This window comes from Paenibacillus sp. MMS20-IR301 (genome assembly GCF_032302195.1).
GTDB lineage: Bacteria > Bacillota > Bacilli > Paenibacillales > Paenibacillaceae > Paenibacillus_AQ.
This window is the reverse complement of sequence record NZ_CP135275.1, coordinates 2,664,794-2,686,634: the sequence shown is the minus strand read 5'-3', so window position 1 is coordinate 2,686,634 and position 21,841 is coordinate 2,664,794. Positions and strand designations below refer to the sequence as shown.

The following is a 21,841-nucleotide window of genomic DNA, read 5'->3' as shown; positions in this document are numbered from 1 at the left end:
CGCTGGCTCCCACTAAGGAAGCCAAACGTGGGGGTGGAGCAAGTTATAGAGGGCCAATCCCATCTGTCTGGTTCAAATACACTCCCAAGCTGATCCTTACGGACGCCACAGCCTTTATTCGCTCAAAAAAGGTCATTGGGGCAGGCTTACGGACATGACAGCCCTTATCCGCCGCTTTTCACGGGTAAACTCCGCTTTTCCGGTGAAATAACGGCGCTGATGTCCTTAAGGTCCGGCACTCAGGTACCTTTCCGCAGGCTTAACGTCTCTCATGTCCGTAACGCTAAGCTAGTCACTTGAACAACCGTTGCGTGGCTGGCTGATTTTCTTAATGGAGGGTACATTCAACCCATTTACCTGCGCGCGGCAGCTCATTGTACATGATTTTCCGCTTAAAGATGAGTTTTGGACTTCCTGCCGCCGTTATTTCCAAATTTTTTGATGATTACCGCTGTTTATGGTGAGAATTTTGTAATTCAGGAGGTCGCTAGTGCCCCTGTATATCCCTCCACCACCACCGACTCTTTTTTTCTAAAGTTTTTTAGTTCAATCTATATAGTTATGATTTAAAAAAAGGCTGCCCCGAGCCGCCATTACATGGCCCGGGACAACCTTTGTTCAAAAAAAGAAGTTCTAAGTGCAGTTTACAGCAAAGATAGTGTAAATCTGAAGGCATACGGCCGGTTGGCCGGCAGGGTGAACTCAGCGTGGGTAGGTGCACCCCAGCTGTCGTCTCCGCCTACGCCCATTTGCTTGTAGTTGACGCGCAGCACAGTTTTATCTGAGGCCGGCAGCTTGTAGCCGTGATCGCTTGCTTCAAGCTCAGCGGCAGTCCAAGGGAGGGCATTCACCTCCAGCGGATTAGCGCCGGTCACATGCAGGCCGGCTCCTGCTTCGCCTGCAGTAACGGCAGCGAAGCGCACATCGGTCTTGTTGCCGCATTCCTGCGGACGGAGATAAGGTGTGAACTGTCCGCTGACCTTGCCGCTGTACAGACCCAGCGGAGCGCCGCTCTGCCGGTCCCAATAGTTCTCATGCGGGCCGCGGCCATACCAGGAAATCGTGTCGAGGCTGCTGTCCAGCTCGAAGACAATGCCGAATTCCGGAATCTCAGGCAGCTTGCTGCTGCCCGGATTCAGCTCTTGCGTAACCGTCACCGAGCCGTCCGGGGAGATCTCATACTGCATACGCAGGGTGGACGAAGGCTTGGTATCCAGCACGTAATCAGCGGTTACGAGGCCAAGCTGACCCTCTGTCCGGCAGCTGAAGCCGGTGAGCTGACGGCTGTAAGAGGCGTCCTTCCAGACCGCACAGCGCTCCTGGTGTTTGTTGCCGAGATCATTATCGGTTACAGCCCGCCAGAAGTTGGGTCTTGCCGGGGCAAGCAGCAGCTCTTGGCCGGAGGACTGGTAAGAAACGAGCAGGCCGCTTGCCGGATCGAAGGACAGGGCAAAGCTGCCGCCGGAGAAGCTCACCAGCCCGTCCTGCTCCTGAACCTGCAGCGTGCTGCCTGGAATAAACGGCGCGGCTGCAGGAAGGTATGGTGACAGTATAAACTGCTCCCAGGCGATTTCGTGCGCTGCTGCGGACCAGTCTGTCTCTTCCTGCTGCACAAAGGAAACCTTCAGGACAGCTTCTTTACCGTTGCCAAGCAGATTTGAATCGAATGGAATAGTAACCTCAACAGCTTCTCCCGGTACGCCAGCAAGCGCCAGCTGACCTTTCTGCGCGGTCACTCCGTCCAGGTCAACACTCCAGCTGAGCTGATAGTCTTCCAGATTAGTGAACAGGTAGTTATTCCGTACCTGGAGCCGCCCTGCTTGCAGGTCAAGGGCGGTGATCACGATGCTCTGGTAGCATTTCTTAATCTCGTACAGCTTAGGGGTTACGGTCCGGTCAGCGAACAGCAGCCCGTTGCCGCTGAAGTTGCCGTCATGCGGATTCTCGCCGAAATCGCCGCCGTAGGCCAGATACTCGGTGCCGTCAGGAGTAGAGGTGCGGATCGCCTGATCCACCCAGTCCCAGATGAAACCGCCCTGGATAATGTCATACTTGTCAAACAGCTCGGTATACAGATGCAGACCGCCGCAGGAGTTGCCCATCGCATGGCTGTATTCGCACAGGATATAAGGTTTCTTAGGATTCAGCAGTGCATATCTTTCCACATCCACCGGTTTGATGTACATGGTGGACTCGATATCACTTGCGGCCTCCGACGGTCTGTAATGGAAGACTCCCTCATAATGCACCGGACGGGTCGGATCGGCTTCCCGCAGATAGTCATGCATCGCCAGGAAGTTATCGCCGCCGAAGGACTCGTTGCCGAGTGACCAGATGATGACTGACGGATGATTCTTGTCTCTTTGCATCATAGAGTTACAGCGGTCAATGACGTTAGCCCGCCACTCCGGTCTGCTGCCGGGAACATTGCCTTCATTCAGCTCCTGCTGGCCGTACTGCCAGGCGCCGTGGGTCTCCAGATTCGTCTCATCAATGACATAGAGCCCGTATTCGTCGCACAGCTCATACCATACGGACTGATTCGGATAATGGGAGGTCCGCACAGCGTTGATATTATGCAGCTTCATCAGCTTGATATCGGTAATCATATCCTCCTTGGAGAGCGCCCGTCCGGTGTCGCAGGAGAATTCATGACGGTTGGTGCCCTTCAGCACAATCCGCTTGCCGTTGATCTTCATGAGGCCGTCACGGATCTCGAAGGTGCGGAAGCCTACTCTGGAGCTCACTGCTTCCAGCAGCTGTCCCTGGCCGTTAATTACAGAGATAACGAGTGTATACAGATTAGGCTTCTCTGCACTCCATTTGAGCGGGCTCTTCACATCAGCGGACAGCTGCAGCTGCTGAACCCCCTCCTGCAGGAAGTCAACACCGGCTGTGAGCGGTAATGCCCATAACGGCTGTTCATTACTGTCATACAGCTGTGCCTGTACCGCATGTGCGCTGATTGCATTGCCGAAATAATTCTCAACTGTCACGTTCACATTCAGCTGCGCATCCGTGAAGCTCTCGTCCAGCTCTGTCTGCACGAAGAAGTCGGCAACCCGCACAGGCGGTGCGGTGTACAGATATACATCGCGGAAGATGCCGCTCAGCCGCCAGAAATCCTGATCCTCCAGCCAGCTCGCATCACACCAGCGGTAGACTTCTACTGCCAGCTTATTCTCTCCCGGAACCAGATAAGCTGTAATATCGAATTCTGAAGGGGTAAAGGTATCCTCGGAGTAGCCGGCGAGTTCACCGTTGACCCAGACATAGAAGGCGGATTCTACGCCCTGGAAGCTGAGGTACACGGGTTGTCCGTCCCATTCTTGCGGCACGGTGAAGCTGCGGAGATAAGAGCCGACCGGGTTATACACGGTCGGGGCGAAGGGAGGCTTCAGGTCCGGCTCGGACACGGCCCATGGATAGCGTACATTGGTGTATTGCGGGTAATCATACCCCTGGAATTGCCAGTGGGAAGGGACCGCAATATCGGCCCAGTCTCCGCAGTCGAAACCGGATGTATAGAAATCCTTAATCCGTGCTTCCGGTGTTTCGGCAAAGGCGAATTTCCAGGTTCCGTTCAAGGACTGATAACGGGAGGAGGCTGATTTGTCACCCTGCAGGGCTTCAGCAACAGCCGGGTAGGACATCATGGAGGCGTGTGCATCTAACCGGTTTATTTGGAAAAGCTCAGGATTATTATTCCATTCCGGATATCCGTTTGCAGGCGGCTGGTATGAGAGTTTATGGCGCAAGTTAACATCTCCTTATATTGTTATATTCATATTATAGAATGGAGAATGTTCCGGGTATATATAATGATATTCGTCACTTATAACAAAATATGAAACTGGATATTGAAACTGTAGACAGGTATGATGGAGGGAAGCAGGGACCTGGCAGAGGGCCGGGCGGCCCCGCAGAAAGCTACACGGAGAGAGGGATTCAGTTGCAAAGCTTAATGATTTTTTGCGAGATGGAGGAGACACTGCCGCTGCCGCTGTATGCGACAACGATCGGATATTGGGAGCATCAGGAGGAAACGGTGCGGCCGGCCGGCTTTCCGGATTACCAGCTTCACCAGGTGCTTGGGGGCAAAGGTGAATTGACGATTGGGGATAAACGTTATGTTGCCGGTGCCGGGGACATCATGTTTCTCTACCCGGATATTCCCCATTCCTATACCCCGCTCAGCAAGGAATGGGAGCTGGCCTGGATTTCATTCCAGGGCCGGGAGGCTGCCCAGATGCTGCTCTATGCCGGAATCCGCGAATCCGGGGTGGGCTCGTTAAGAGCAGAGCCCATCCTGGGTCCGCTGGAGGAGATGCTTACGATGTCATCCGGCAATGAGCTGCATGACAATCTGGAACGTTCAAAGCTGCTGTATGCCCTGCTGCTCGACTTGAAGAAAAATCTGCTGCCCGCTGCAAATGAGGATAATGAACTCGAGCGGATAAAGCCGGTGCTGCAGTATATCGAACAGCAGCTGCACCGCCCGCTGCTGCTGAAGGAGCTGGCCGAGGTTGCTGAAGTGTCGCCGCAATACCTGTGCCGGCTGTTCCAGCGGACCGTCCGCGAGCGGCCTGTCGCCTATGTCAACAAGCAGCGGGTCAACCGCAGCAAGCAGCTCATGTTCAGCAGCCGGGGGCAGCGTATTTACGACATCGCCCGGCAGGCCGGATTCGAGAATATCAGTTACTTCTGCGCTGTTTTCAAGCGGCTTACCGGGATGCAGCCGGAGGAATGGCGGCGCCTGCACGGTCTGGATTAAGGGCTGAACAGCTCCGGCTCACAAGGTTTCCCGCAGCCGGGCGAACATCCAGTCTGCCATCTGGCGGTAATCTGCAGGCGGCTCAGCAGACACCCCGGCTTCAACCGGCTTAAGTGTATGTGTCTGCAGCACCGCCCACATAGCATTCCAGAAGGTGACGACATAGGACATCTGTTCAAGGCTGTGCAGTGTGGCCGCGTCACATTGCCCGAAATAATGCGTGAGAAAGCTTTCCTTCTGCGCCGGGGAATAAGACGCGCATACGCAGGCCAGATCAAACAGAATATCGCCCATGCCGGCATATTCCCAGTCGATCAGCCGGACATTTCCGTCATCAAGGAAGTTGTTCGGGAACGGGTCATTATGGCACAGCGCACCATGCAGCAGGCCTTCTGCCGCCCGGGCCTCTTCAATCGCGGCGAGCTTATCCAGCAGCTTATCCAGATCTCCGGGCAGCCCAAGCTGATGCAATCCGCAATAGCGGATTCTGTCTTCAATATCCCGGTAGGGGGAGAATTCGAAGGGAATTGCGGGCATTTCGTGTACTTTGCGCAAAGTATCCGCAATCCGTTTCATGTTCACCGCAGTCCCCGCATCGGCATCGCTCCACTTCCGGCCTTCAATCACCTTCGTTATCATATGCCCTGTTTCGGTGGAGAAATAGACAATCTCTGCGCCTACTCCGATAGCTGCCGCCGCCTGCATAGCCGCCAGCTCAGCCTCCCGGTTGATGCCCAGCCGGTCTGCATTGCTGCCGCTGATCCGCAGAGCCAGCCTGTCCGGCCCGTTCTTGATGATATAATTCTGGTTAGTCAGGCCATCCTGCTGATATTCAATGGCAGTATCCTGCATATCCCACTGAAGCCTGTCCTCAATCATCTGCTTCCAAAGTTCATTTCGTCCGCTCATGGGGTCACCTCACTCCAGTTCAAGCCGGAATACGACCGGTGCATCGCTGGCAACAGCCGTAGTCCTTATTGTTAAAGCACCTGCATCCCGTGTCCAGACCGGCTGCTCTTCGAAGCCTAATACGGTAATTTCCCGGATGACCCCTTCGAAGTATGGCGATTTTTCCCTTAACGTTTTGATGCGTACCACACCATCCGCAGGATATACCAGAACGGTTGCATACAGAGCGCTTCCTTTGACGGTAAAGCGGATATCTTCAGGTGTGAACACCTTGGCATTGCCGTCCGTGAACTGCCCTTCCTCAATCACAGTCGGCCCTTCGCCAAATGTGCGCCAGTAGGAGGTCCCGTAAATAGCCTCGCCGTTGATGCTAAGCCAGCTGCCAATCGCAGACAGGATCGCTTTATCTTCTGCGGCAAAGCTGCCGTCAGCCTTCGGCCCGACATTCAGCAGCAGATTGCCGTTCTTGCTGACGATATCAGCCAGATCCCGGATAATCTCCACCGCAGATTTGTATTCATTATTCTCCGTATAACACCAGGAGTTTCTTGCCGCCGCCGTATCGGTCTGCCAGTAATAGGGCTTCAGCTCGGCGAATTGCCCGCGCTCGACATCCGGAATCGCTGTGCCGAACATAAAGGCGTCATGCTTGTAATTGATAGCTGCCGTAATGCCCCATTCTGCAGCCCTGTTGTAATAGTAGGCGGCGAATTTTTTCAGATAGGGCTTGAATACCAGATTCTCGATCCACCAGTCAAAGTAAACCATCTTCGGCTGATACTGGTCTACCAGCTCACAGCAGCGGATCAGCCAGTCTTCCAGATACTCTGCGGAAGGAGGTGAGCCCTGCAGATCATGATGATCCGGCTCCGGCATGGACGGCCAGTAGAAATCACCGCGTACAAGCGGCTCCCGGATGTCGGAATCAAACTCTTTGCCGTGGGACATGAAGAACCAGTGCTCAGCCCGGTGGGAGGAGACCCCCAGCTCAATTCCCTGCTCCGCAAAGGCGGCCTTCAGCTCGCCGATAATATCCCGCCCGGGACCCATCTCGTACGTGTTATAATGGGAGACAGCGCTTTTATACATCTGGAAGCCGTCATGATGCTCTGCTACAGGGACAACATATTTGGCACCGGAAGCTTTGAACAGCCGGGCCCATTCCCCGGGATCGAACTGCTCAGCCTTGAACAAGGGGATGAAATCCTTATAGCCGAAGTCCTTGTGGCTGCCGTAGACAGCAAGATGATGCTCATACTCCTTCGAGCCTTGAATGTACATGTTGCGTGAATACCACTCATTGCTGAAAGCGGGTATGGAATAAAGCCCCCAGTGAATGAAAATCCCGAATTTGGCCTGGCGGTACCACTCCGGCACCGGATAACCGCTAAGTGAGTTCCAGTCATCCTTGTAAGGTCCGTTCTTAATCGTATCGTCGATCAATTGCAAATAGTCAGCAGTGTTCATCGTATGTGTTCCATCCTCTCGTGTGGGTTATAACGCTTTCATTGTACCGGGCACGGAGAGGATAAAGAATGTACAGCACTAACTTTCTGATGTACAAAAATAACCTTTAAGGCGGTCTGGTCCATGGATCATCGCGCGCTGCTTACCGGCTATTTATCCAATCTCAAGGTTGATCTGCTTATGGCCGATTACAACCAGTGCACCACGCGGTGGAGAGATCTGGACTATACGCCGGACTACAGCAAGTTCTATTACATCATCGGCGGGGAAGGGTGGCTGAAGATTGGCGATCAGGAATATTATCCTAAGCCGGGAGAGCTGATTCTGATGCCGGAAGGTGTGAAGCAGTCCTACTCATGCATCAGCGGGCAGCCCTTTCTCAAGTACTGGTGTCATTTCAGTGCCAAGGTGGGAGAGATCAATCTGTTCCGTATCCTGGAGCTGAGCCATGTATGCATCCCGCAGGACCCGGACATGGTCGAGACGCTGTTCAAAGGCATTACCGGCAGTGCCAAATCGGATGCCGTCTATGCGCCGCTGCTGGCCAAGAGCAGACTGCTGGAGCTGTTCTCCCAGTATCTGATGAATCTTGAGCCAGGCGAAATCACCTATAAGAATCTCGGCTCCGCCCGCAAGCTGACTGCTGTGCTGGACTATATCACAGCGAACATTGAACGTAACATCACCATTCATGAGCTTGCCGAAATTGCATATATGCACCCGAATTACTTCATGCGCCTGTTCAAGCAGCAGATCGGCGTGCCGCCGATGCAGTACATCACCAGGCAGAAAATCGAGAAGGCCAAGGAGCTGCTGACAGCGACATCCGGCTCGGTAAGCGAGATTGCCGCCCGGCTCGGCTTCGGAGATCTGTTCTATTTCTCCAAGCAGTTCAAGAAGCATGCCGGCCTGGCGCCTACAGAATTCAGGAAGCAGCTGCTTCCTGTTCATATGAATCAGGAGGGGATACGCAATGAGTGATTATCAGATCCGTTTAATGGACGAGCAGTCAGCCAGGGAGATTCTGCACTGGAAATACGATGCACCGTATGCCATGTACAATATGATGGAGGATTCTGATGATTCAGAGGATATTGAAGAGCTAATGGACGGCTCCTATTTCGGTGTACGCACTCCGGACGGGACGCTTATCGGATTCTTCTGTTACGGAAGGAATGCCCAGGTTGGGGGCGGGGTGCAGCAGGGACTGTACCTGGACGGCACAGCGCTGGATATTGGCCTTGGCTTAAGACCGGAGCTGACGGGAGGGGGCCGGGGGCTTGCCTTTCTCCAGGCGGGGATGAAATTCGGGCAGCAGAATTATCCCGCCAGGCGGTTCAGGTTATCTGTAGCTGCATTTAATCTTAGAGCTGTAAGTCTCTACAAGAAGGCGGGATTTCTGCCCGGACAGCGCTTCGTGAACAGATACGGGGACAGTGAAACAGAGTTTCTGCTGATGGAAACGGCAGGGCCATTCTGAGTCTCCGGCGCGCGAGTGGAGAATACAGGGGAAAGTCTGTTAATATAGAACTATGGCATTATACATACCAAAGGAGAATGGAATGTGAACGAAAAACTGAAGCAAGCGTACTCGCGGTTAGAACTATCTGAAACCGTAACCAGAGAGGAACTCAACAAGCGGTTTGACCTGCTGCTGAAGCGCAGACGGACGCTCAGAACGGATGAAGAGATTGCTGCATACGAGGCGGATTTCCAGGCGTTCAAGCTGATTCTGGATACATGGGATGAGCAGGAGATTCAGGAGGCCGAGGATGAGCGGCTTGCGAAATACGGGCGGTTCTCCGGCACCGCGAGCAAATGGGAAACCTTTATGCGGCTGTACAAAACTCATGTGATCCTGGGGATTATCGCTGTGCTTGTGCTGATATTCGGCGGGAAGGCACTGTACGATAATTATCAGCATAGACAGTATCTCGCCTCTCTGCCGCCGGTGGATGCGACCATAATGTTCATAGGCAATTTCGGGGCTAAGGACAGCAGCGGGAGTACAGCAGATTTGGAGCAGGCCATCGTTGCTGCTTATCCGCAGTGGAAGCGGGTGGAAGCCAGCATAGTATATCTGCCGAAGACGGGTGAAGGCGCGGATACGCTGGATATGAACCATATGCAAAAAGCTATAGTGGAGCTGGCAGCCAACAGGCCGGATATCATTATTCTGGATGATGCGACCATCGAATGGATCGGCGGACAGGCGGGCTTCCAGAATCTCGAGACGATTACGGCGGACGGCAAGCTTGCAGCTGACGATACCCGTATGCGTTGGGGAACAAATGAAGATACCGGCGCCAAAGAGCTGTACGGCGTGGATATTATGAACTCTCCGTTCATCTCTGCACTGCCGATTGATTATAATGTGAAATCGATTATTATCAGTGTGCTTGGCGAGGACAACAAGGACAAGACCTTAGCCTTCGTGAAGCATATTGCTGAGGAGCAGGCCGCTAAGTAAAATAACCCTGCCGGGTGACCAATAGTTATACAAAGAAACCTCTCTTCCAAATGGTTGTTCACACGCCATTACGGAAGAGAGGTTTCGTATTTATGTCTTATTGCTCCAGGCGGTAGCCGCCGTGGAATACAGGTCCTACATACTGATTAAAGGCATAACCGTTACGGATCGCTGCGGAGACGAAATCCTTCGCCTTCACTACCGCTTCCTTCACGGTCAGACCGTTAGCCAGGCCGCCTGTAATCGCCGCGGCGAAGGTGCAGCCTGCGCCGTGATTATAAGCCGGCTCAATCTTGGCTGTCTCCAGCACGGTATATTCGTTGCCGTCATAGAAGACATCAATCGCCATGTCGCCGCCCAGCGCCTTACCGCCTTTAACGACTACATTCTTCGTGCCGAGCTCATGGATCAGGCGGGCAGCTTCCTTCATGTCATCCAGTGTGCTCAGCTTGCCCAGCCCGGACAGGACACCGGCTTCGAACAGATTTGGTGTAGCTACTGTAGCCAGCGGCAGCAGCAGGTCACGGATAGCGTTGGCGCTTTCCGGGTTGAGCACTTCATCTTCACCTTTGCAGACCATAACAGGGTCGATAACAACATTGGTCTGCAGATTGCTCTTGATTGCCTGTTCAGTTACCTGAACGATCTCTACACTGCCCAGCATGCCTGTCTTCATAGCGTCGACGGGGCCGCCGGCGAAGACTGTTTTCAGCTGTTCAGCAACAAGTGCAGCATCTACCGGGTACACATTATGGTGCCAGCCCCGGTCAGGGTCCATAGTAACGATAGTAGTCAATGCGCTGAAGCCATAGGTGCCGTATTCCTCAAAGGTTTTGAGGTCAGCCTGAATGCCTGCGCCTCCGCTGGAGTCACTGCCGGCAATAGTTAGCGTCTTGATAATTTTTGACAAAGGTAACGTCCCCTTTTTGTGTATGGATAGTTTGGAGTGTGATTCCAAGCTGAAGCTAATAACACTTCGAATATTATACCAAATATCATGGACATCGTCCGCAAAAAAAGTACAAGACTTCAATTTCACCTGTAGGCCTGAACAGGGGATCAATTCTGCTGTGCAGCATATCATGATAGCAAAATGGAATTTTTGCTCAGGAGGCTGCCATGATTGAAATCAGTTTATGCATGATTGTCCGCAATGAGGAGCAAAGTCTGCCCCGCTGCCTCTCTTCCGTGCGCGGTCTTGCCGATGAAATCATCATCGTTGATACCGGCTCGGATGATCAGACGAAGGAGATCGCCCGTTCCTTCGGCGCGGTCATCCGTGATTTTACCTGGATTGACGATTTCTCCGCTGCCCGCAATTTCGCCTTCAGCCAGGCGACCAAAGAATATATTTTCTGGCTGGATGCGGATGATTACCTGAAGGAAGAGGATCAGCTGCTGTTCCGCAGGCTGAAGGAGTCATTTCCGGATCATGTGGACAGTGTGAATATGCAGTATAATCTCGCTTTTGACGGAGAGGGCAAGGTGGTTACTTCGCTTAGGCGCAACCGACTGGTCCGGCGCTCCTGCGGGTTCAAATGGATTGGCCCGGTGCATGAATACTTGGAGGTATACGGGCCATCTTACAGCAGTGAGGTCTGTATTACTCATGAAAAAGATAAAGCCTATACGGACCGCAATCTGCGGATCTACCGGAAACGGGCAGCTGAGAGAGAGAATTTCTCGCCGCGTGACCAGTATTATTATGCCAATGAACTGCGTGATCATGGCATTCATGCTGAGGCCAGCCGGTATTACGAGCAGTTCCTGGACGGCGGACAGGGCTGGATTGAAGATAATATTCAGGCCTGCCTGCGGCTGGCCGAGTGCCGGGAACGTCTTGGAGACACGGGGGCAGCGTTCACGGCAATGACCCGCAGCCTGCAGTATGACGCTCCCCGTGCAGAGTTCTGCTGCAGGTTAGGAGCCTGGCATGTAGAGAAGGGCCAGCTGCAGCAGGCTGTCTACTGGTATGAGCTTGCGCTGATGCTCCCGCGGCAGAATGCTTCCATGGGCGTGAAGAATGAGGCTTATGCCACCTGGCTGCCGAATCTGCAGCTTGCACTCTGTTATGACCGGCTGGGACAGCACGAGCGGGCTAACCTGTTCAACGAAGCAGCGCTGCTCCACCTGCCCAGCCATCCCAGTATGCTGTATAACCGCAACTACTTCCGGAACCTGCTGGGTGACAAATATGTCTCACTGCAGCCGAAGGAGCTTGCGGGAGAGCAGCCGGAGTAGCAGCATGGCTGCATCAACTGCATGCTGCTGAAGGGCATAACAAAAGCGCTTCTCAGGCCGCAGCTTGAGAAGCGCTTTTGTTAAATGAAGACGAAACAGTCCGCCTGCGGACAGGCATTCCCGGTTCTTATTACTTAGAACAGCAAGGTCTGAATCGCATGCGCCGGAATGGAATTCCCGGCCAGCTGGCCCTGGAAATGCAGCGTATACGGCAGCTCGCTGTCTGTCCGGTTGAGAATTACAACGGCGTAGGTACCGTCAGTATTACGGAATGCGGTAGTCTCGAATTTGTCCGTATATCTGGAGCTGCCAACGCGGACGGCGCCCGGACGGATATATTTGCTGAAATGGCCGATGTAGTAAAATGAGCTTTCATAAATCACTTTATCCTGCTGCGTATCACCGATTACCGGCGCATCACAGAAGTTGCCGACATGGTTCGGTCCGCCCTGCTCATCAAGCACAATATTCCAGTCCGTCCAGCTGGACATCCAGTTGTTCAGGTTGCCGATGATATCATGGCCGTAACGCTCGCCTGTGTTCCAGGAGCCCAGGTGTACACCGCCCTCCTGACAGCCTTCGCTGAAGAACAGCTTCTTGTCAGGGTAACGCTCATGCACTGCGCTCAATGCTTCGAAATGGTCGCCGGAGTACCAGTGGAAGCAGATCCCCCATATATATTTTGCTGCCGCCTGGTCCTCGAAAGCAGTCTTTGCCCGCTCATAGACCCGTTCTTTATTATGATCCCAGATCATAACTTTGACATGGCCGAGTCCGGCAGCTTCAAGGGCAGGTCCAAGATGGTCGCGTACGAAATCCTTTTCTTCCTCGGCAGTATAGATACAGGAATCCCAGATCTGCCTGGCCTTGGCTTCGTTCTGCACACTGACCGCCCAGATAGCGATGCCTGCTTCAGCGTATGCCTGAATATATTTCACGAACAGATTAGCCCAGGCCTCCCTGTATTCCGGCTTCAGCTTGCCGCCGTTATTCATCTCCCCGTTCGTCTTCATGAAGGCCGGAGGGCTCCACGGTGAGGAGAACAGCCGGAAGCTCCCGCCTACTGCATCGGCTGCACGCTTAATCAGCGGGAGGATCGACGCCTGGTCACGCGAGATATTGAATGTAGCCAGCTCAGGGTCAACACCTTCAACATAAGCGTAGTTGCCGGTGGAGAAATCGCAGCTCTGGATGTGGGATCTGCACAGGGTATAGCCGATGCCGTGCTCTGGATGGAAATAGGCGTCGATAATCTCCTGCTGCCTGTCCGGACTGAGCTTCGCCAGCGTAACCGCCGAGGCTTCAGTCAGCGCCCCGCCAAAGCCCTCGATCTCCTGATATTCCAAATCCTCATAAATATTGATTAACTCCATTTCCTGCTCCAAGGCATCCGGGCGGAAGGCCAGAGGCTGTATTTCGCTGAGCCGGTCGCCGGTTTCTTTGGCTGTCTGAATTACACGAATGGTAGTGCTGCTCATAGGGTTGTGTTACCTCCTGAAGGTTTGTAGGAATAGTCTCATTATAGAAGGTATTCTGCTGCCCTTTGAAGAAACAATATGGTTAATAACCTCAACGATCTGGTCACAGGATATCTGCAGGATGGCTGGGACGCAAATAGGGAAAGGAGATCAGAGGATGGAAACAAACGGAGTAGATATACAGCTCAGCTCATTTTCAAGGCATATTCAGCCATTCTGGCATGTATTCCGCGACGGGCTGGATACTTATATTATCAGGCTGCAGGCTGAAGGCGAATGTGAGGCGCTGATTGACGGGGAGATGGTTCCGGTTCTGCCGGGAGATCTGCTGCTGTTCCAGCCTGGAGACGTCTATGATTTGCGGATTGGCGAGAAGGAGAGCCCGCTGGGCTACAGTGCGGATTACTATGTAATGTGTACAGGGGAGTGGGTGGACAGCTGGTGGAGCAAGCAGGCCAGAGCGAAGAAATCGAGAATTGCCGAGGACAGCAAGCTGCACAGCCTCTGGCAGCAGCTGATTCTGGAGAAGAGACGGCTGGACGGCGGCAGTCCGGACATTCTGGAGGCGCTGTTCAAAGCGTTATGCCTGCTGCTGGACCGGGCGATTGCCGAGGCGCCGGCGGCCTCCTCAGCTTCGCTTCTGCTGGGGCTGAAGATTAAGAACTACGTGGAGGAGCATGCGACCTCGCTGATCCGGCTGGAGGATGTGGCCCGACATGCCGGAATCAGCGTGACCCGGGCCGTGCATCTCTTCAAGGACCAGTTCGGCTATTCGGTAATGCAGTATGCCGTGCAGATCCGGCTGGCTATGGCGCTGCGGCTGATGGACAACAGCAATTATACGCTGGAGCGTATTGCAGAGGAGACCGGCTTCGGCAGCTACACCTATTTCCACCGGGTCTTCCGGGAGCGTTACGGCGTTGCTCCGGGAAGATACCAGAGGCGTTCGTAGGGCTGACGTTTAGCCGGCCAATCACCGTCCCGGCAGCCCTGCCTGATCCAGCAGCAGCTGCGGTTCGCTGGCCCGTATGTAATCCATGACCTTGTTATAGATTATCCGGTGACCTTCCCGGTTAGGATGGATGCCGTCCTGGCAGATGAACTTCGTGTAATCCGGGTGCTGGAGAAAGGCACCTCTGACATCAATAATCTTCGTCCGGGTACTCTCGGCAACCTTGATAATGGTAGAATTGTACCGCTCCTGCCACCAGTAGATCTTGGTAACACTGCCGAGCCACTTCATAATATTGACTTCCGATGCCGGGTTGCTGCCGCTGACCCATTTGAAGTAACTGTCCGCATTGAGCGGAGGAAGACTCATCAGGACAGGGATGATGCCCTGAGCTTTCAGGAAATTAATCATATCAAGCAGCATATCCTCAAATGCAGTGAAATCCGTCTTGGGGCTGTGCTCCGCTTCAGGATCTACGGCGATTTCCTCCCAGTGGAAGTCGCAGTCATTGCCTCCGTATTCGATCAGCACGACATCCGGCTTCTCCTTCAGAACATCCCGCTTCAGATTGCCGAAGCCTTTCAGCAGTGTATTGCCGAATCTGGCCGTATTGCGCATGGCTCCTTTGAGCCTGCCCTGCAGTAGAGAGACAAAGTTATCTTCCAGGATGACGTATTTGCTTCTTGCTTCATCATAGACAACACCCCTTGAGATGGAGTCTCCGCTGACCATATATTTGAACTCCAAGCCGGGAGTTTCTTTGTATTCTTCGCCCGTATTCATTCTCTCGCCTCCGATAATCCAGTGTATACCCTAAGTCTAAACCATACAGTTAAGGCTGCCTATGCATATTCGTCATGGTTTCCTTTACCAGAAGCTTGTCCGAAATCTGCGATCCGTGTGAAGAAACAGTCCCTGTTCCGGATAGGCGGAACCGGGATTGTTTCTTCATTCCGGATTAATTCCGGCGCATTTTGAACCCGCCTAATCTTTGCAGGAGCGGAGATTGCAAGGGAGGGTGTATAGAATTCCCGTTCAAGAAGCCGAGTATCGTCTGCTCCATAATCCGTACGCTGTTATTCCAGGTCCAGCGTTTGGAATCCGCCTCCCCTTTGGAGGCCAGGCGAATCCGCAGAGCCGGGTCCTGAATCAGCCGGATGATATCGGCAGCAAGCCGGTTCTCGTGCCGGAAGGAGAGCAGGCAGTTCTCCTCGTGGCGGGCATACTCCAGATTGCCTCCCGAATATACAGTCACAAGTGCTGCCCCGCAGCGCATCGCTTCCAGCCCCGGCAAGGAGCCGGTATCAAATATACTGGAGCTGACGAAAATATCAGCGCCGTTATAGTGATAGCAGAGCTCATGATCATCTTTGGGCGTGAAGAAGCGGTATTTGCCGCTGCGCTTCATGCTCTGCAGTGATTCCGAGCTGTAGAATTCATCCGGCGGACTGATGAAGTTGATATTTACCTCCGGCAGGTTAGCCTTGACGGAATCGAGCTGCTGCACCAGATAATCCTGTTCCCGGTGCCAGGAGAAGCCGTTCTCCACTTTGCGCAGAATGGCTGTAATATTCAGCGGCTCCTGAAGCCTGTGGCGGATATGCATATTTTTGAAGGCGGTGCTGATCCCTACCGGTACAATACTCCCGCTGATGCCATGGCCCAGCTCAATCAGCTCCTGCTGCCACCGGGACAGGACGATCAGCTTATCGGTAATATGATAGGAGGGAAAGGATACTTCATTCTGCGGCAAAAACGGCGGCTCATAACAAAGGGACAGACGGACATGAAGACCTTTACCGTTCCGGCTGGCCGCCTCGGATACCGGAACAGTAGTATAGAAATTAGAAACGATCACATCGCTGACCGGATAATCCGTTTCACGCAGCAGCGGATAATCGGTAATCAGCAGTGTGGAATGAACCGTATAGGATACATCTCCGCCAAGCGGCATGAGGATTATGACCTGATGCCCTCTGGCGGTCAGACCATTCGTGAGCTCCACCAGCATGCGTTGTGCCCCGCCGTGGCATAAGGTGAGAATGGGGAACGTGAATCTCATCTATGATCTCTTCCTTTCTGGCTGGAGAGTGCTTGCAAACCTGCGCTATGTATACTATTTTATTCAGTGAGTAACAAAAAGTACCGGAAACAGGGCGTGATTGCAGTAAATGGGGAGTTTGGAAAGGAGCTGGCGAATTTCTGGCCCGGGGCGGAATTGCGCCTGATGAACTGCTGCGGATCATGCAGGATGTGCGGGAAGAAAGCTGGTCAGTGATCGGGGCATTGTCAGAGAAGGATCTGCAGCGGACAGTCACCGTTGATTATCCCGGAAATTTGGGGATGGAGGGCTACGGCTGGAGCATTCAGAAGATTCTGATCGGTACGGCAGAGCATTACGCCTACCACACCGGTCAGATTGTATTTGCAGCAAGGTGGCTGCAGGAAGAGGATCAGCATCTGCTGAACTGGAAGCATTATAATTAGCGTCTATGCAGGCTGTTTAACAAATCAATCGTTTCTTTGACCTCCGGCCCGGCTATATCTTCCAGGGATACATCGATCATCGGCTTGCAGGCTTCCAGCTTCTTCAGGAATTCAGCCGTATGGAACAGCCCGCGGCCGGCGCTTCCATGACGAATCCGGGAGCCGTCTTCATACATATCCTTCAGATGGGCGGCGATGATCCGGTCTCCGAACAGGCTGAAGGCGCTGTCTACAATCTCGTCCTGCAGCTGGATATCATGGCCGATCCAGTTGCACGGGTCGAACACTACACCGATTGCGCTGGAGGGAACCTCATCGAGCATCCGGCGCATTTTGGCCGGGGTGGACAGGGTGTGGGTACAGACACCTTCGAGACCCAGGAACACGCCCCATTTCTCAGCCTCCTCGGCCAGCTCCTCCACAGTGGCTCTGAGGGTATCCCAGCCAATTTCTTCATAACGGGAAGGATCGGTTTCCTGAAAAGTAGTCAAGGCTCCAGTCTCTGTCGCGACCATAGGGGCACCGAGCTGGCGGGCATACCGCAAATGCTCCTTGAAGCGGTCAATCTCTGCACGGCGGAGAGCCGGGTCAGGATGAACGGGATTGATATAGCAGCCGAGCACACCGATGCGGATGCCGGCCTTATCGAATTGCTCACCGATGTAAGAGGCCAGGCCGGGGCTCAGTTTACCTGTGGAAGTGTCGATATCCTGAATGGCTTTGGACAGGGCAAGCTGGACGAAGTCGATATTGTAGGTTTGCAGTGCGGCTGTAAGCTCCTTGAGCGGCAGGCAGCCTGCAGTATGTGCCAACGTTCCGTACCGAATGCTGAACATCTCCTTTGGAATTCTACCGATTTATATTTATAATATTAAATGCGCTTACAAAGACTTGCAATGATAAAGAAGTTTATGAGAAACAGGGGGAATTAAGTAATGAATGCGATAGAACTGCGCAAGCAAGAGCTGAACAACTGCCGGCCGGAGCCGACGCTGGATGCGGTGGCCATAGATACTTTCTGGGACAGTCAGCTGGCAGAGAGTGAAGGACGGCCGCTGTGCGTGAGAATGATACCCGAAGCTACACCTTATCCGGGCATGGTGGTTAGCAAGGTCAGCTATAGAGGTTACGGTGAAACCGATATTCATGCCTGGTATATCCGGCCGGCATCAGCAACGGCGCAGGAGGAACTGCCGTGCATCGTGACGTTTCCGGGTTACACCGGTGACCGGGGCTACCCGGAACGTTATGCCCGTTATATTCTGCTCGGCTATTCAGTTCTTGCCGTGGATGTGCGGGGCCAGCTGGGCGAGACGGGAAATCTCCTCCCGCTCGAGCAGGGTGTAGTCCGCGGCTGGATTACCCAGGGGCTGCTTGAGAAGGAACACTCCTACTATCTGGCGGTTGCGATGGATACCGTACGGGCTATAGAAGCGGCAGCGGAGCTGCCGGGGACTGATCCGGCGCGGATCGCTATTACCGGAGCCAGCCAGGGCGGCGGAATTGCCCTGCTGGCCGGAGCGCTCAGCCGCCGGGTTGCGGCGGTGGCTGCTGACATCCCGAATCTGTGCAGGCTGGATTTCGGAGTGATGAATTCAACCAGCTCGCTCACCGAGATTGCCGAATATCTGAAACGCTACCCGGAGCAGCTGGAGCAGGTGCTGCATAATCTTGCCTACTTCGACATTGTGAACCTGGCCCACCGGTTTACTGCACCGGTTCTGATGTCTTCAGGCTGGAAGGATACTGTATGTATGCCGGAAACTATCTACGCTGCATATAACCGCATTCAGGCACCGAAGCAGATGCAGGATTACCCGTTTTCCGGGCATGAGGTCGGCGAGTTCCAGCAGCGGGTTACGGCGCGCTTCCTGCAGGAGCAGCTGGATTCTAGCCGATAAGGACCGGGAGACTGATTAGCGGGAGCCATATGGTGTGAAGGGTATATTAAGGATGCACAGCTGCGGCTGGACGTGAGCAGTCTGATTATAACAACCGGGGAGGAGATTGCAGGATGGACCAGGAGAGAGGGAAGCTGCCGGCCGAGCTGGCAGTGGAGAGCTTTGAATACAGCCGGAAGAACGAACAGCTGGTGAAGAAGAGCTTTTGGAGCAAGACGAGGAAGGTTGCAGGCAAAATTCCGTTTACGAAGGATGCGGTGGCGATGTATTACTGTGCAATTGATGCCAAGACACCGCTATGGGCCAAAGGGATTGCCTTTGGTGCGCTGGCCTATTTCATTTCACCTGTAGACGCAATACCTGATGCGCTGATTGGACTGGGCTTCACGGATGATGCCGCTGTTATCGCCGCCGGTATCCGGGCGATTGCCGGGCAGGTGAAAGAGGAGCACCGCGAGAAGGCTGAGGAGTTTTTTGAGACATAAATATAGCTTCACATAGAGTAACTGTAACAGGGTGCAGCGGTCTGCTGCACTCTGCAACAGAGCGGGATAGATAACCGGATATCGCAATGACCGCTGAATGCGGATCCTGGCTCACTCCGCTTCCCGGGAAACACGGTCTGCGGACAGCTGCTGGACTTTGTACTGCTCGCCCCAATCCTTCATCAGCACGATGATCGGAATCAGTGTCCGGCCAAATTCGGTCAGCGAATATTCAACCTTCGGCGGCACCTGATGATAGACTTCACGGTGGACCACACCGTCCTCCTCCAGCTCGCGTAACTGCAGGGTCAGCATGCGCTGGGTAATGCCAGGGCAGATCCGGCGGAATTCATTGAACCGTTTAGCGGAATCCATCAAATGATAGAGCAGCACTCCCTTCCACTTGCCGCCAATAACGTCCAGTGTGAACTCAACGGGGCAGGCTGCTTCTTTGCCTTCAGGGCAAGTGCCAAAGCCGCCTTTACGATTGCGCATAACAGAACACGCTCCTCAGTATCATTTTGTATACTACATCACAAAAATGTGCGTACTTTAATATTTGTTGTATATCCACTACTATAAGCAGGTAAGCAGGATAACGTCAATTCCGGGATTGAACGTACTGCAGAAAGGGAGTATATACAATGGATACCGCAACAGCAGCTTTAACCAAAGAGGCAATTCTGGCAGGCTATCAGTACAGACATGCTACAAAAGTATTCGACGCAGAGCAAAAGATCAGCGCAGAGGATTTCTCCTTCATTCTCGAGACCGGCCGGCTGTCACCAAGCTCGTTCGGATTCGAACCCTGGCAATTTGTTGTCATCCAGAATCCTGAGCTCCGTGAGAAACTGCGTCCTTATGCCTGGGGTGCCCAGAAGCAGCTGCCGACCGCCAGCCACTTTCTCCTGATTCTCGCAAGACTGCCGCGTGATATGGCTGCCGGTTCAGCGTATATTCAGGGAATGATGAACGAAGTACAGAATCTGCCGCAAGAAGTAGCTGAGGGCAAAAAGAAAACCTATGCCGCCTTCCTGAAGACCGATTTCGGGCTGGAGGGCAACGAACGGGCTATGTTTGAGTGGGGCGCACGGCAGACGTATCTGGCACTCGGGAATATGATGACTGCAGCAGCGCTGATCGGTATTGATTCCTGTCCGATAGAAGGCTTCGACAAGGAGAAGATTGAGCAGGTGCTTACGGAAGAAGGCATAATGGACCCTGAGCATTTCGGTATCGCTTGTATGGCCGCCTTCGGTTACCGGATTAATGAGCCGCGCGGCAAAACCCGCCAATCAGCTGATCAAGTCGTTAAGTGGTTCTAATAGATACGTTGTGAAAATGTGGAGACAGGGCGCTATCAGCACCTTGTCACCGCAAAGAAACGGATGCTGCCCCTGCGGGCTGGCATCCGTTTCTTGTGTCATATCATGAAAATACATAGAAGCTTCGAAAAGAGTTTGAAAACTTGCTGAAAATTCTGATACTCTTATAAAGTCGGCGTGTTACTTGTAACAGCCTGCCCGTGGTTATGAATTCAAGAACGAAGGGATTCCTGCATTATGAAAATCATCCGCATCACTGCTGAAGTCGGCCTGCTGTACGTGTTCTTCCTGGCCGGAGATTATTTGCAAAAGCTGCTGCATCTCCCCGTTCCGGGCAGTATCGTCGGCCTGCTGCTGCTCTTTGTGCTGCTGCTGCTCAAGATTGTACCCGTGAAGCTGATCGAGAACGGATCATCCTTCATCCTGGCTTATCTGCCCATGTTCTTCATTCCGGCTACCGCCGGCATTATGAACCATCTTGATATATTCAGCGGCAGGGGGCTTGTGCTGATTGGCATCCTCGTCGCCAGCAGTGTACTGACCATGGTGGTCACGGCGCATTCCAGCCAGTGGATTGCCGGGCGCACTGTCAAGCGCTTGTCGCGGCAGCGGGTTCATGCCCGCAGCCTGCAGGGGAAGGGGAAGGAAGCATGAGAGTTCTGCTGGCAATTGCTTTTATCCTGATGAATGTAGCAATTTATCTCTTCATGTCCATGCTGTACAAACGCTTCCGTCTGCCTGTCCTGCTTCCTGCGCTGACTGCGACATTTACCGTGGTAGTCCTGCTTCTGGGCTTCCATATCCCATATGATACCTATATGATCGGCGGCGAATGGATCAACCGGCTGCTCGGACCTGCGGTAGTCTCGCTGGCCTATCCGCTGTACAAACAGCGGCATGTCCTGTGGAAGAATCTCCCTGCCGTCTTAGGCGGAACGGTTACCGGCCTGCTGGTCGGAATGTTCAGCGGACTGCTGATGGCCGCTGCCCTGGGCTTTTCCAAACTGTATGTCCTGTCGATCCTGCCCAAGTCAATCACAACAGCTGTGGCAATTCAGATTTCAAGTAATCTGGGCGGAGATTCCTCGCTTACATCCGTATTCGTGATGATTGCGGGGTTCACCGGCGCCATCGGCGGCCCGTATATTATCAAGCTGTTCAGAATCCGGAGCGAGTCAGGTATCGGCATCGGCCTGGGTACTGCTTCTCATGCACTAGGCACAGCCAAAGCGCTGGAGTACGGTGAGCAGTCCGTTTCCATGAGCTCTGTAGCCATGACAGTCTGCGCCATAGTCGGCTCCATCGCCGGCCCGCTGGTCGCCTGGATCATGTATCACTAGCAGAGTGATGAA

21 protein-coding genes are annotated in these 21,841 nt (G+C 53.6%); 12 read left to right on the top strand and 9 right to left on the bottom strand.

All coding sequences use genetic code 11. The features are described from left to right. Window positions 1-644 precede the first annotated feature (644 nt). Window positions 645-3,758 carry a beta-galactosidase, LacZ type gene (locus LOS79_RS11995; RefSeq protein WP_315419822.1) on the bottom strand — a complete coding sequence of 1,038 codons (3,114 nt, stop codon included), beginning with the start codon at window positions 3,756-3,758 and terminating at the stop codon, window positions 645-647. Window positions 3,759-3,964: 206 nt separating this feature from the next. Between LOS79_RS11995 and LOS79_RS11990 the strand changes: the two genes are divergently transcribed. Then, on the top strand, window positions 3,965-4,774 hold the full coding sequence (locus tag LOS79_RS11990; RefSeq protein WP_315419820.1) for an AraC family transcriptional regulator: 810 nt from the start codon (window positions 3,965-3,967) through the stop codon (window positions 4,772-4,774). A gap of 18 nt (window positions 4,775-4,792) precedes the next feature. Here the strand turns inward: LOS79_RS11990 and LOS79_RS11985 are convergent, their stop codons facing one another. Both LOS79_RS11985 and LOS79_RS11980 read right to left on the bottom strand, forming a co-directional pair. Continuing rightward, a complete protein-coding gene (locus tag LOS79_RS11985; RefSeq protein WP_315419818.1) occupies window positions 4,793-5,683 on the bottom strand; it encodes a phosphotransferase in 891 nt (296 codons plus the stop codon). A 9-nt stretch (window positions 5,684-5,692) separates the two neighbouring features. Further along, window positions 5,693-7,150 (bottom strand): alpha-L-fucosidase, encoded by a 1,458-nt coding sequence (locus LOS79_RS11980; RefSeq protein WP_315419815.1) that lies wholly within the window; start codon window positions 7,148-7,150, stop codon window positions 5,693-5,695. A gap of 123 nt (window positions 7,151-7,273) precedes the next feature. Between LOS79_RS11980 and LOS79_RS11975 the strand changes: the two genes are divergently transcribed. The 3 genes from LOS79_RS11975 to LOS79_RS11965 all read left to right on the top strand — a co-directional run bounded on the left by LOS79_RS11975 (window position 7,274) and on the right by LOS79_RS11965 (window position 9,620). Further along, window positions 7,274-8,131 (top strand): helix-turn-helix domain-containing protein, encoded by an 858-nt coding sequence (locus tag LOS79_RS11975; RefSeq protein WP_315419813.1) that lies wholly within the window; start codon window positions 7,274-7,276, stop codon window positions 8,129-8,131. After that, window positions 8,124-8,630 (top strand): GNAT family N-acetyltransferase, encoded by a 507-nt coding sequence (locus LOS79_RS11970; protein ID WP_315419810.1) that lies wholly within the window; start codon window positions 8,124-8,126, stop codon window positions 8,628-8,630. The genes LOS79_RS11975 and LOS79_RS11970 overlap by 8 nt, the downstream gene beginning before the upstream one ends. An 84-nt stretch (window positions 8,631-8,714) precedes the next feature. Continuing rightward, the gene (locus LOS79_RS11965; protein ID WP_315419807.1) at window positions 8,715-9,620 is read left to right on the top strand and encodes a hypothetical protein; all 906 of its coding nucleotides are present in this window, start codon (window positions 8,715-8,717) and stop codon (window positions 9,618-9,620) included. Between the two features lie 97 nt (window positions 9,621-9,717). On the opposite strand, the gene thiD is transcribed toward LOS79_RS11965, so the two are convergent. Continuing rightward, window positions 9,718-10,530, bottom strand: coding sequence for a bifunctional hydroxymethylpyrimidine kinase/phosphomethylpyrimidine kinase (gene thiD, locus LOS79_RS11960; protein WP_315419805.1), 813 nt, complete (start codon window positions 10,528-10,530; stop codon window positions 9,718-9,720). A 209-nt stretch (window positions 10,531-10,739) separates the two neighbouring features. Here thiD and LOS79_RS11955 point away from each other — a divergent pair, with 209 nt between their 5' ends. Next, on the top strand, window positions 10,740-11,861 hold the full coding sequence (locus LOS79_RS11955) for a tetratricopeptide repeat-containing glycosyltransferase family 2 protein (RefSeq protein ID WP_315419803.1): 1,122 nt from the start codon (window positions 10,740-10,742) through the stop codon (window positions 11,859-11,861). 134 nt (window positions 11,862-11,995) lie between these two features. Here LOS79_RS11955 and LOS79_RS11950 read toward each other — a convergent pair whose 3' ends face one another. Further along, window positions 11,996-13,339 carry a glycoside hydrolase family 30 protein gene (locus LOS79_RS11950; protein ID WP_315419800.1) on the bottom strand — a complete coding sequence of 448 codons (1,344 nt, stop codon included), beginning with the start codon at window positions 13,337-13,339 and terminating at the stop codon, window positions 11,996-11,998. A 157-nt stretch (window positions 13,340-13,496) separates the two neighbouring features. On the opposite strand from LOS79_RS11950, the gene LOS79_RS11945 reads away from it, so the two are divergent. Then, on the top strand, window positions 13,497-14,291 hold the full coding sequence (locus LOS79_RS11945; RefSeq protein WP_315419798.1) for an AraC family transcriptional regulator: 795 nt from the start codon (window positions 13,497-13,499) through the stop codon (window positions 14,289-14,291). Window positions 14,292-14,312: 21 nt separating this feature from the next. On the opposite strand, the gene LOS79_RS11940 is transcribed toward LOS79_RS11945, so the two are convergent. After that, entirely contained in the window at window positions 14,313-15,074 is a 762-nt protein-coding gene (locus tag LOS79_RS11940; protein ID WP_315419795.1) for an SGNH/GDSL hydrolase family protein, read from the bottom strand. A 175-nt stretch (window positions 15,075-15,249) separates the two neighbouring features. Next, window positions 15,250-16,353, bottom strand: coding sequence for a glycosyltransferase family 4 protein (locus tag LOS79_RS11935; RefSeq protein WP_315419792.1), 1,104 nt, complete (start codon window positions 16,351-16,353; stop codon window positions 15,250-15,252). Between the two features lie 182 nt (window positions 16,354-16,535). Here LOS79_RS11935 and LOS79_RS11930 point away from each other — a divergent pair, with 182 nt between their 5' ends. Further along, window positions 16,536-16,778, top strand: a complete 243-nt coding sequence (locus LOS79_RS11930) for a DUF1572 family protein (protein ID WP_397386753.1) — start codon at window positions 16,536-16,538, stop codon at window positions 16,776-16,778. Here LOS79_RS11930 and LOS79_RS11925 read toward each other — a convergent pair. Beyond that, window positions 16,775-17,590 carry a sugar phosphate isomerase/epimerase family protein gene (locus tag LOS79_RS11925; RefSeq protein ID WP_315419789.1) on the bottom strand — a complete coding sequence of 272 codons (816 nt, stop codon included), beginning with the start codon at window positions 17,588-17,590 and terminating at the stop codon, window positions 16,775-16,777. The two genes, LOS79_RS11930 and LOS79_RS11925, sit on opposite strands and share 4 nt — an antisense overlap. Window positions 17,591-17,713: 123 nt before the next feature. Between LOS79_RS11925 and LOS79_RS11920 the strand changes: the two genes are divergently transcribed. Both LOS79_RS11920 and LOS79_RS11915 read left to right on the top strand, forming a co-directional pair. After that, window positions 17,714-18,679, top strand: coding sequence for an acetylxylan esterase (locus LOS79_RS11920; protein WP_315419786.1), 966 nt, complete (start codon window positions 17,714-17,716; stop codon window positions 18,677-18,679). A 113-nt stretch (window positions 18,680-18,792) separates the two neighbouring features. Further along, the gene (locus tag LOS79_RS11915) at window positions 18,793-19,164 is read left to right on the top strand and encodes a YkvA family protein (RefSeq protein ID WP_315419783.1); all 372 of its coding nucleotides are present in this window, start codon (window positions 18,793-18,795) and stop codon (window positions 19,162-19,164) included. A gap of 111 nt (window positions 19,165-19,275) precedes the next feature. On the opposite strand, the gene LOS79_RS11910 is transcribed toward LOS79_RS11915, so the two are convergent. Continuing rightward, window positions 19,276-19,659, bottom strand: a complete 384-nt coding sequence (locus LOS79_RS11910; RefSeq protein WP_315419781.1) for a winged helix-turn-helix transcriptional regulator — start codon at window positions 19,657-19,659, stop codon at window positions 19,276-19,278. Between the two features lie 149 nt (window positions 19,660-19,808). Here LOS79_RS11910 and LOS79_RS11905 point away from each other — a divergent pair, with 149 nt between their 5' ends. The 3 genes from LOS79_RS11905 to LOS79_RS11895 all read left to right on the top strand — a co-directional run bounded on the left by LOS79_RS11905 (window position 19,809) and on the right by LOS79_RS11895 (window position 21,829). Next, window positions 19,809-20,489 carry an NAD(P)H-dependent oxidoreductase gene (locus LOS79_RS11905; RefSeq protein WP_315419779.1) on the top strand — a complete coding sequence of 227 codons (681 nt, stop codon included), beginning with the start codon at window positions 19,809-19,811 and terminating at the stop codon, window positions 20,487-20,489. A gap of 237 nt (window positions 20,490-20,726) precedes the next feature. After that, the gene (locus tag LOS79_RS11900; RefSeq protein WP_315419777.1) at window positions 20,727-21,143 is read left to right on the top strand and encodes a CidA/LrgA family protein; all 417 of its coding nucleotides are present in this window, start codon (window positions 20,727-20,729) and stop codon (window positions 21,141-21,143) included. Beyond that, window positions 21,140-21,829 carry an LrgB family protein gene (locus tag LOS79_RS11895; RefSeq protein ID WP_315419775.1) on the top strand — a complete coding sequence of 230 codons (690 nt, stop codon included), beginning with the start codon at window positions 21,140-21,142 and terminating at the stop codon, window positions 21,827-21,829. Before LOS79_RS11900 ends, LOS79_RS11895 begins: the two co-directional genes overlap by 4 nt. The last annotated feature ends 12 nt before the right edge of the window (window positions 21,830-21,841 follow it).

Coding starts and splice junctions, on each gene's coding strand:
- LOS79_RS11910 (WP_315419781.1), bottom strand. CDS start 19,659: ATGCGCAATCGTAAAGGCGGCTTTGGCACTTGCCCTGAAGGCAAAGAA.
- LOS79_RS11985 (WP_315419818.1), bottom strand. CDS start 5,683: ATGAGCGGACGAAATGAACTTTGGAAGCAGATGATTGAGGACAGGCTT.
- LOS79_RS11935 (WP_315419792.1), bottom strand. CDS start 16,353: ATGAGATTCACGTTCCCCATTCTCACCTTATGCCACGGCGGGGCACAA.
- LOS79_RS11940 (WP_315419795.1), bottom strand. CDS start 15,074: ATGAATACGGGCGAAGAATACAAAGAAACTCCCGGCTTGGAGTTCAAA.
- LOS79_RS11915 (WP_315419783.1), top strand. CDS start 18,793: ATGGACCAGGAGAGAGGGAAGCTGCCGGCCGAGCTGGCAGTGGAGAGC.
- LOS79_RS11955 (WP_315419803.1), top strand. CDS start 10,740: ATGATTGAAATCAGTTTATGCATGATTGTCCGCAATGAGGAGCAAAGT.
- LOS79_RS11975 (WP_315419813.1), top strand. CDS start 7,274: ATGGATCATCGCGCGCTGCTTACCGGCTATTTATCCAATCTCAAGGTT.
- LOS79_RS11920 (WP_315419786.1), top strand. CDS start 17,714: ATGAATGCGATAGAACTGCGCAAGCAAGAGCTGAACAACTGCCGGCCG.
- LOS79_RS11930 (WP_397386753.1), top strand. CDS start 16,536: ATGCAGGATGTGCGGGAAGAAAGCTGGTCAGTGATCGGGGCATTGTCA.
- LOS79_RS11990 (WP_315419820.1), top strand. CDS start 3,965: ATGATTTTTTGCGAGATGGAGGAGACACTGCCGCTGCCGCTGTATGCG.
- LOS79_RS11970 (WP_315419810.1), top strand. CDS start 8,124: ATGAGTGATTATCAGATCCGTTTAATGGACGAGCAGTCAGCCAGGGAG.
- LOS79_RS11950 (WP_315419800.1), bottom strand. CDS start 13,339: ATGAGCAGCACTACCATTCGTGTAATTCAGACAGCCAAAGAAACCGGC.
- LOS79_RS11905 (WP_315419779.1), top strand. CDS start 19,809: ATGGATACCGCAACAGCAGCTTTAACCAAAGAGGCAATTCTGGCAGGC.
- LOS79_RS11945 (WP_315419798.1), top strand. CDS start 13,497: ATGGAAACAAACGGAGTAGATATACAGCTCAGCTCATTTTCAAGGCAT.
- LOS79_RS11980 (WP_315419815.1), bottom strand. CDS start 7,150: ATGAACACTGCTGACTATTTGCAATTGATCGACGATACGATTAAGAAC.
- LOS79_RS11895 (WP_315419775.1), top strand. CDS start 21,140: ATGAGAGTTCTGCTGGCAATTGCTTTTATCCTGATGAATGTAGCAATT.
- LOS79_RS11900 (WP_315419777.1), top strand. CDS start 20,727: ATGAAAATCATCCGCATCACTGCTGAAGTCGGCCTGCTGTACGTGTTC.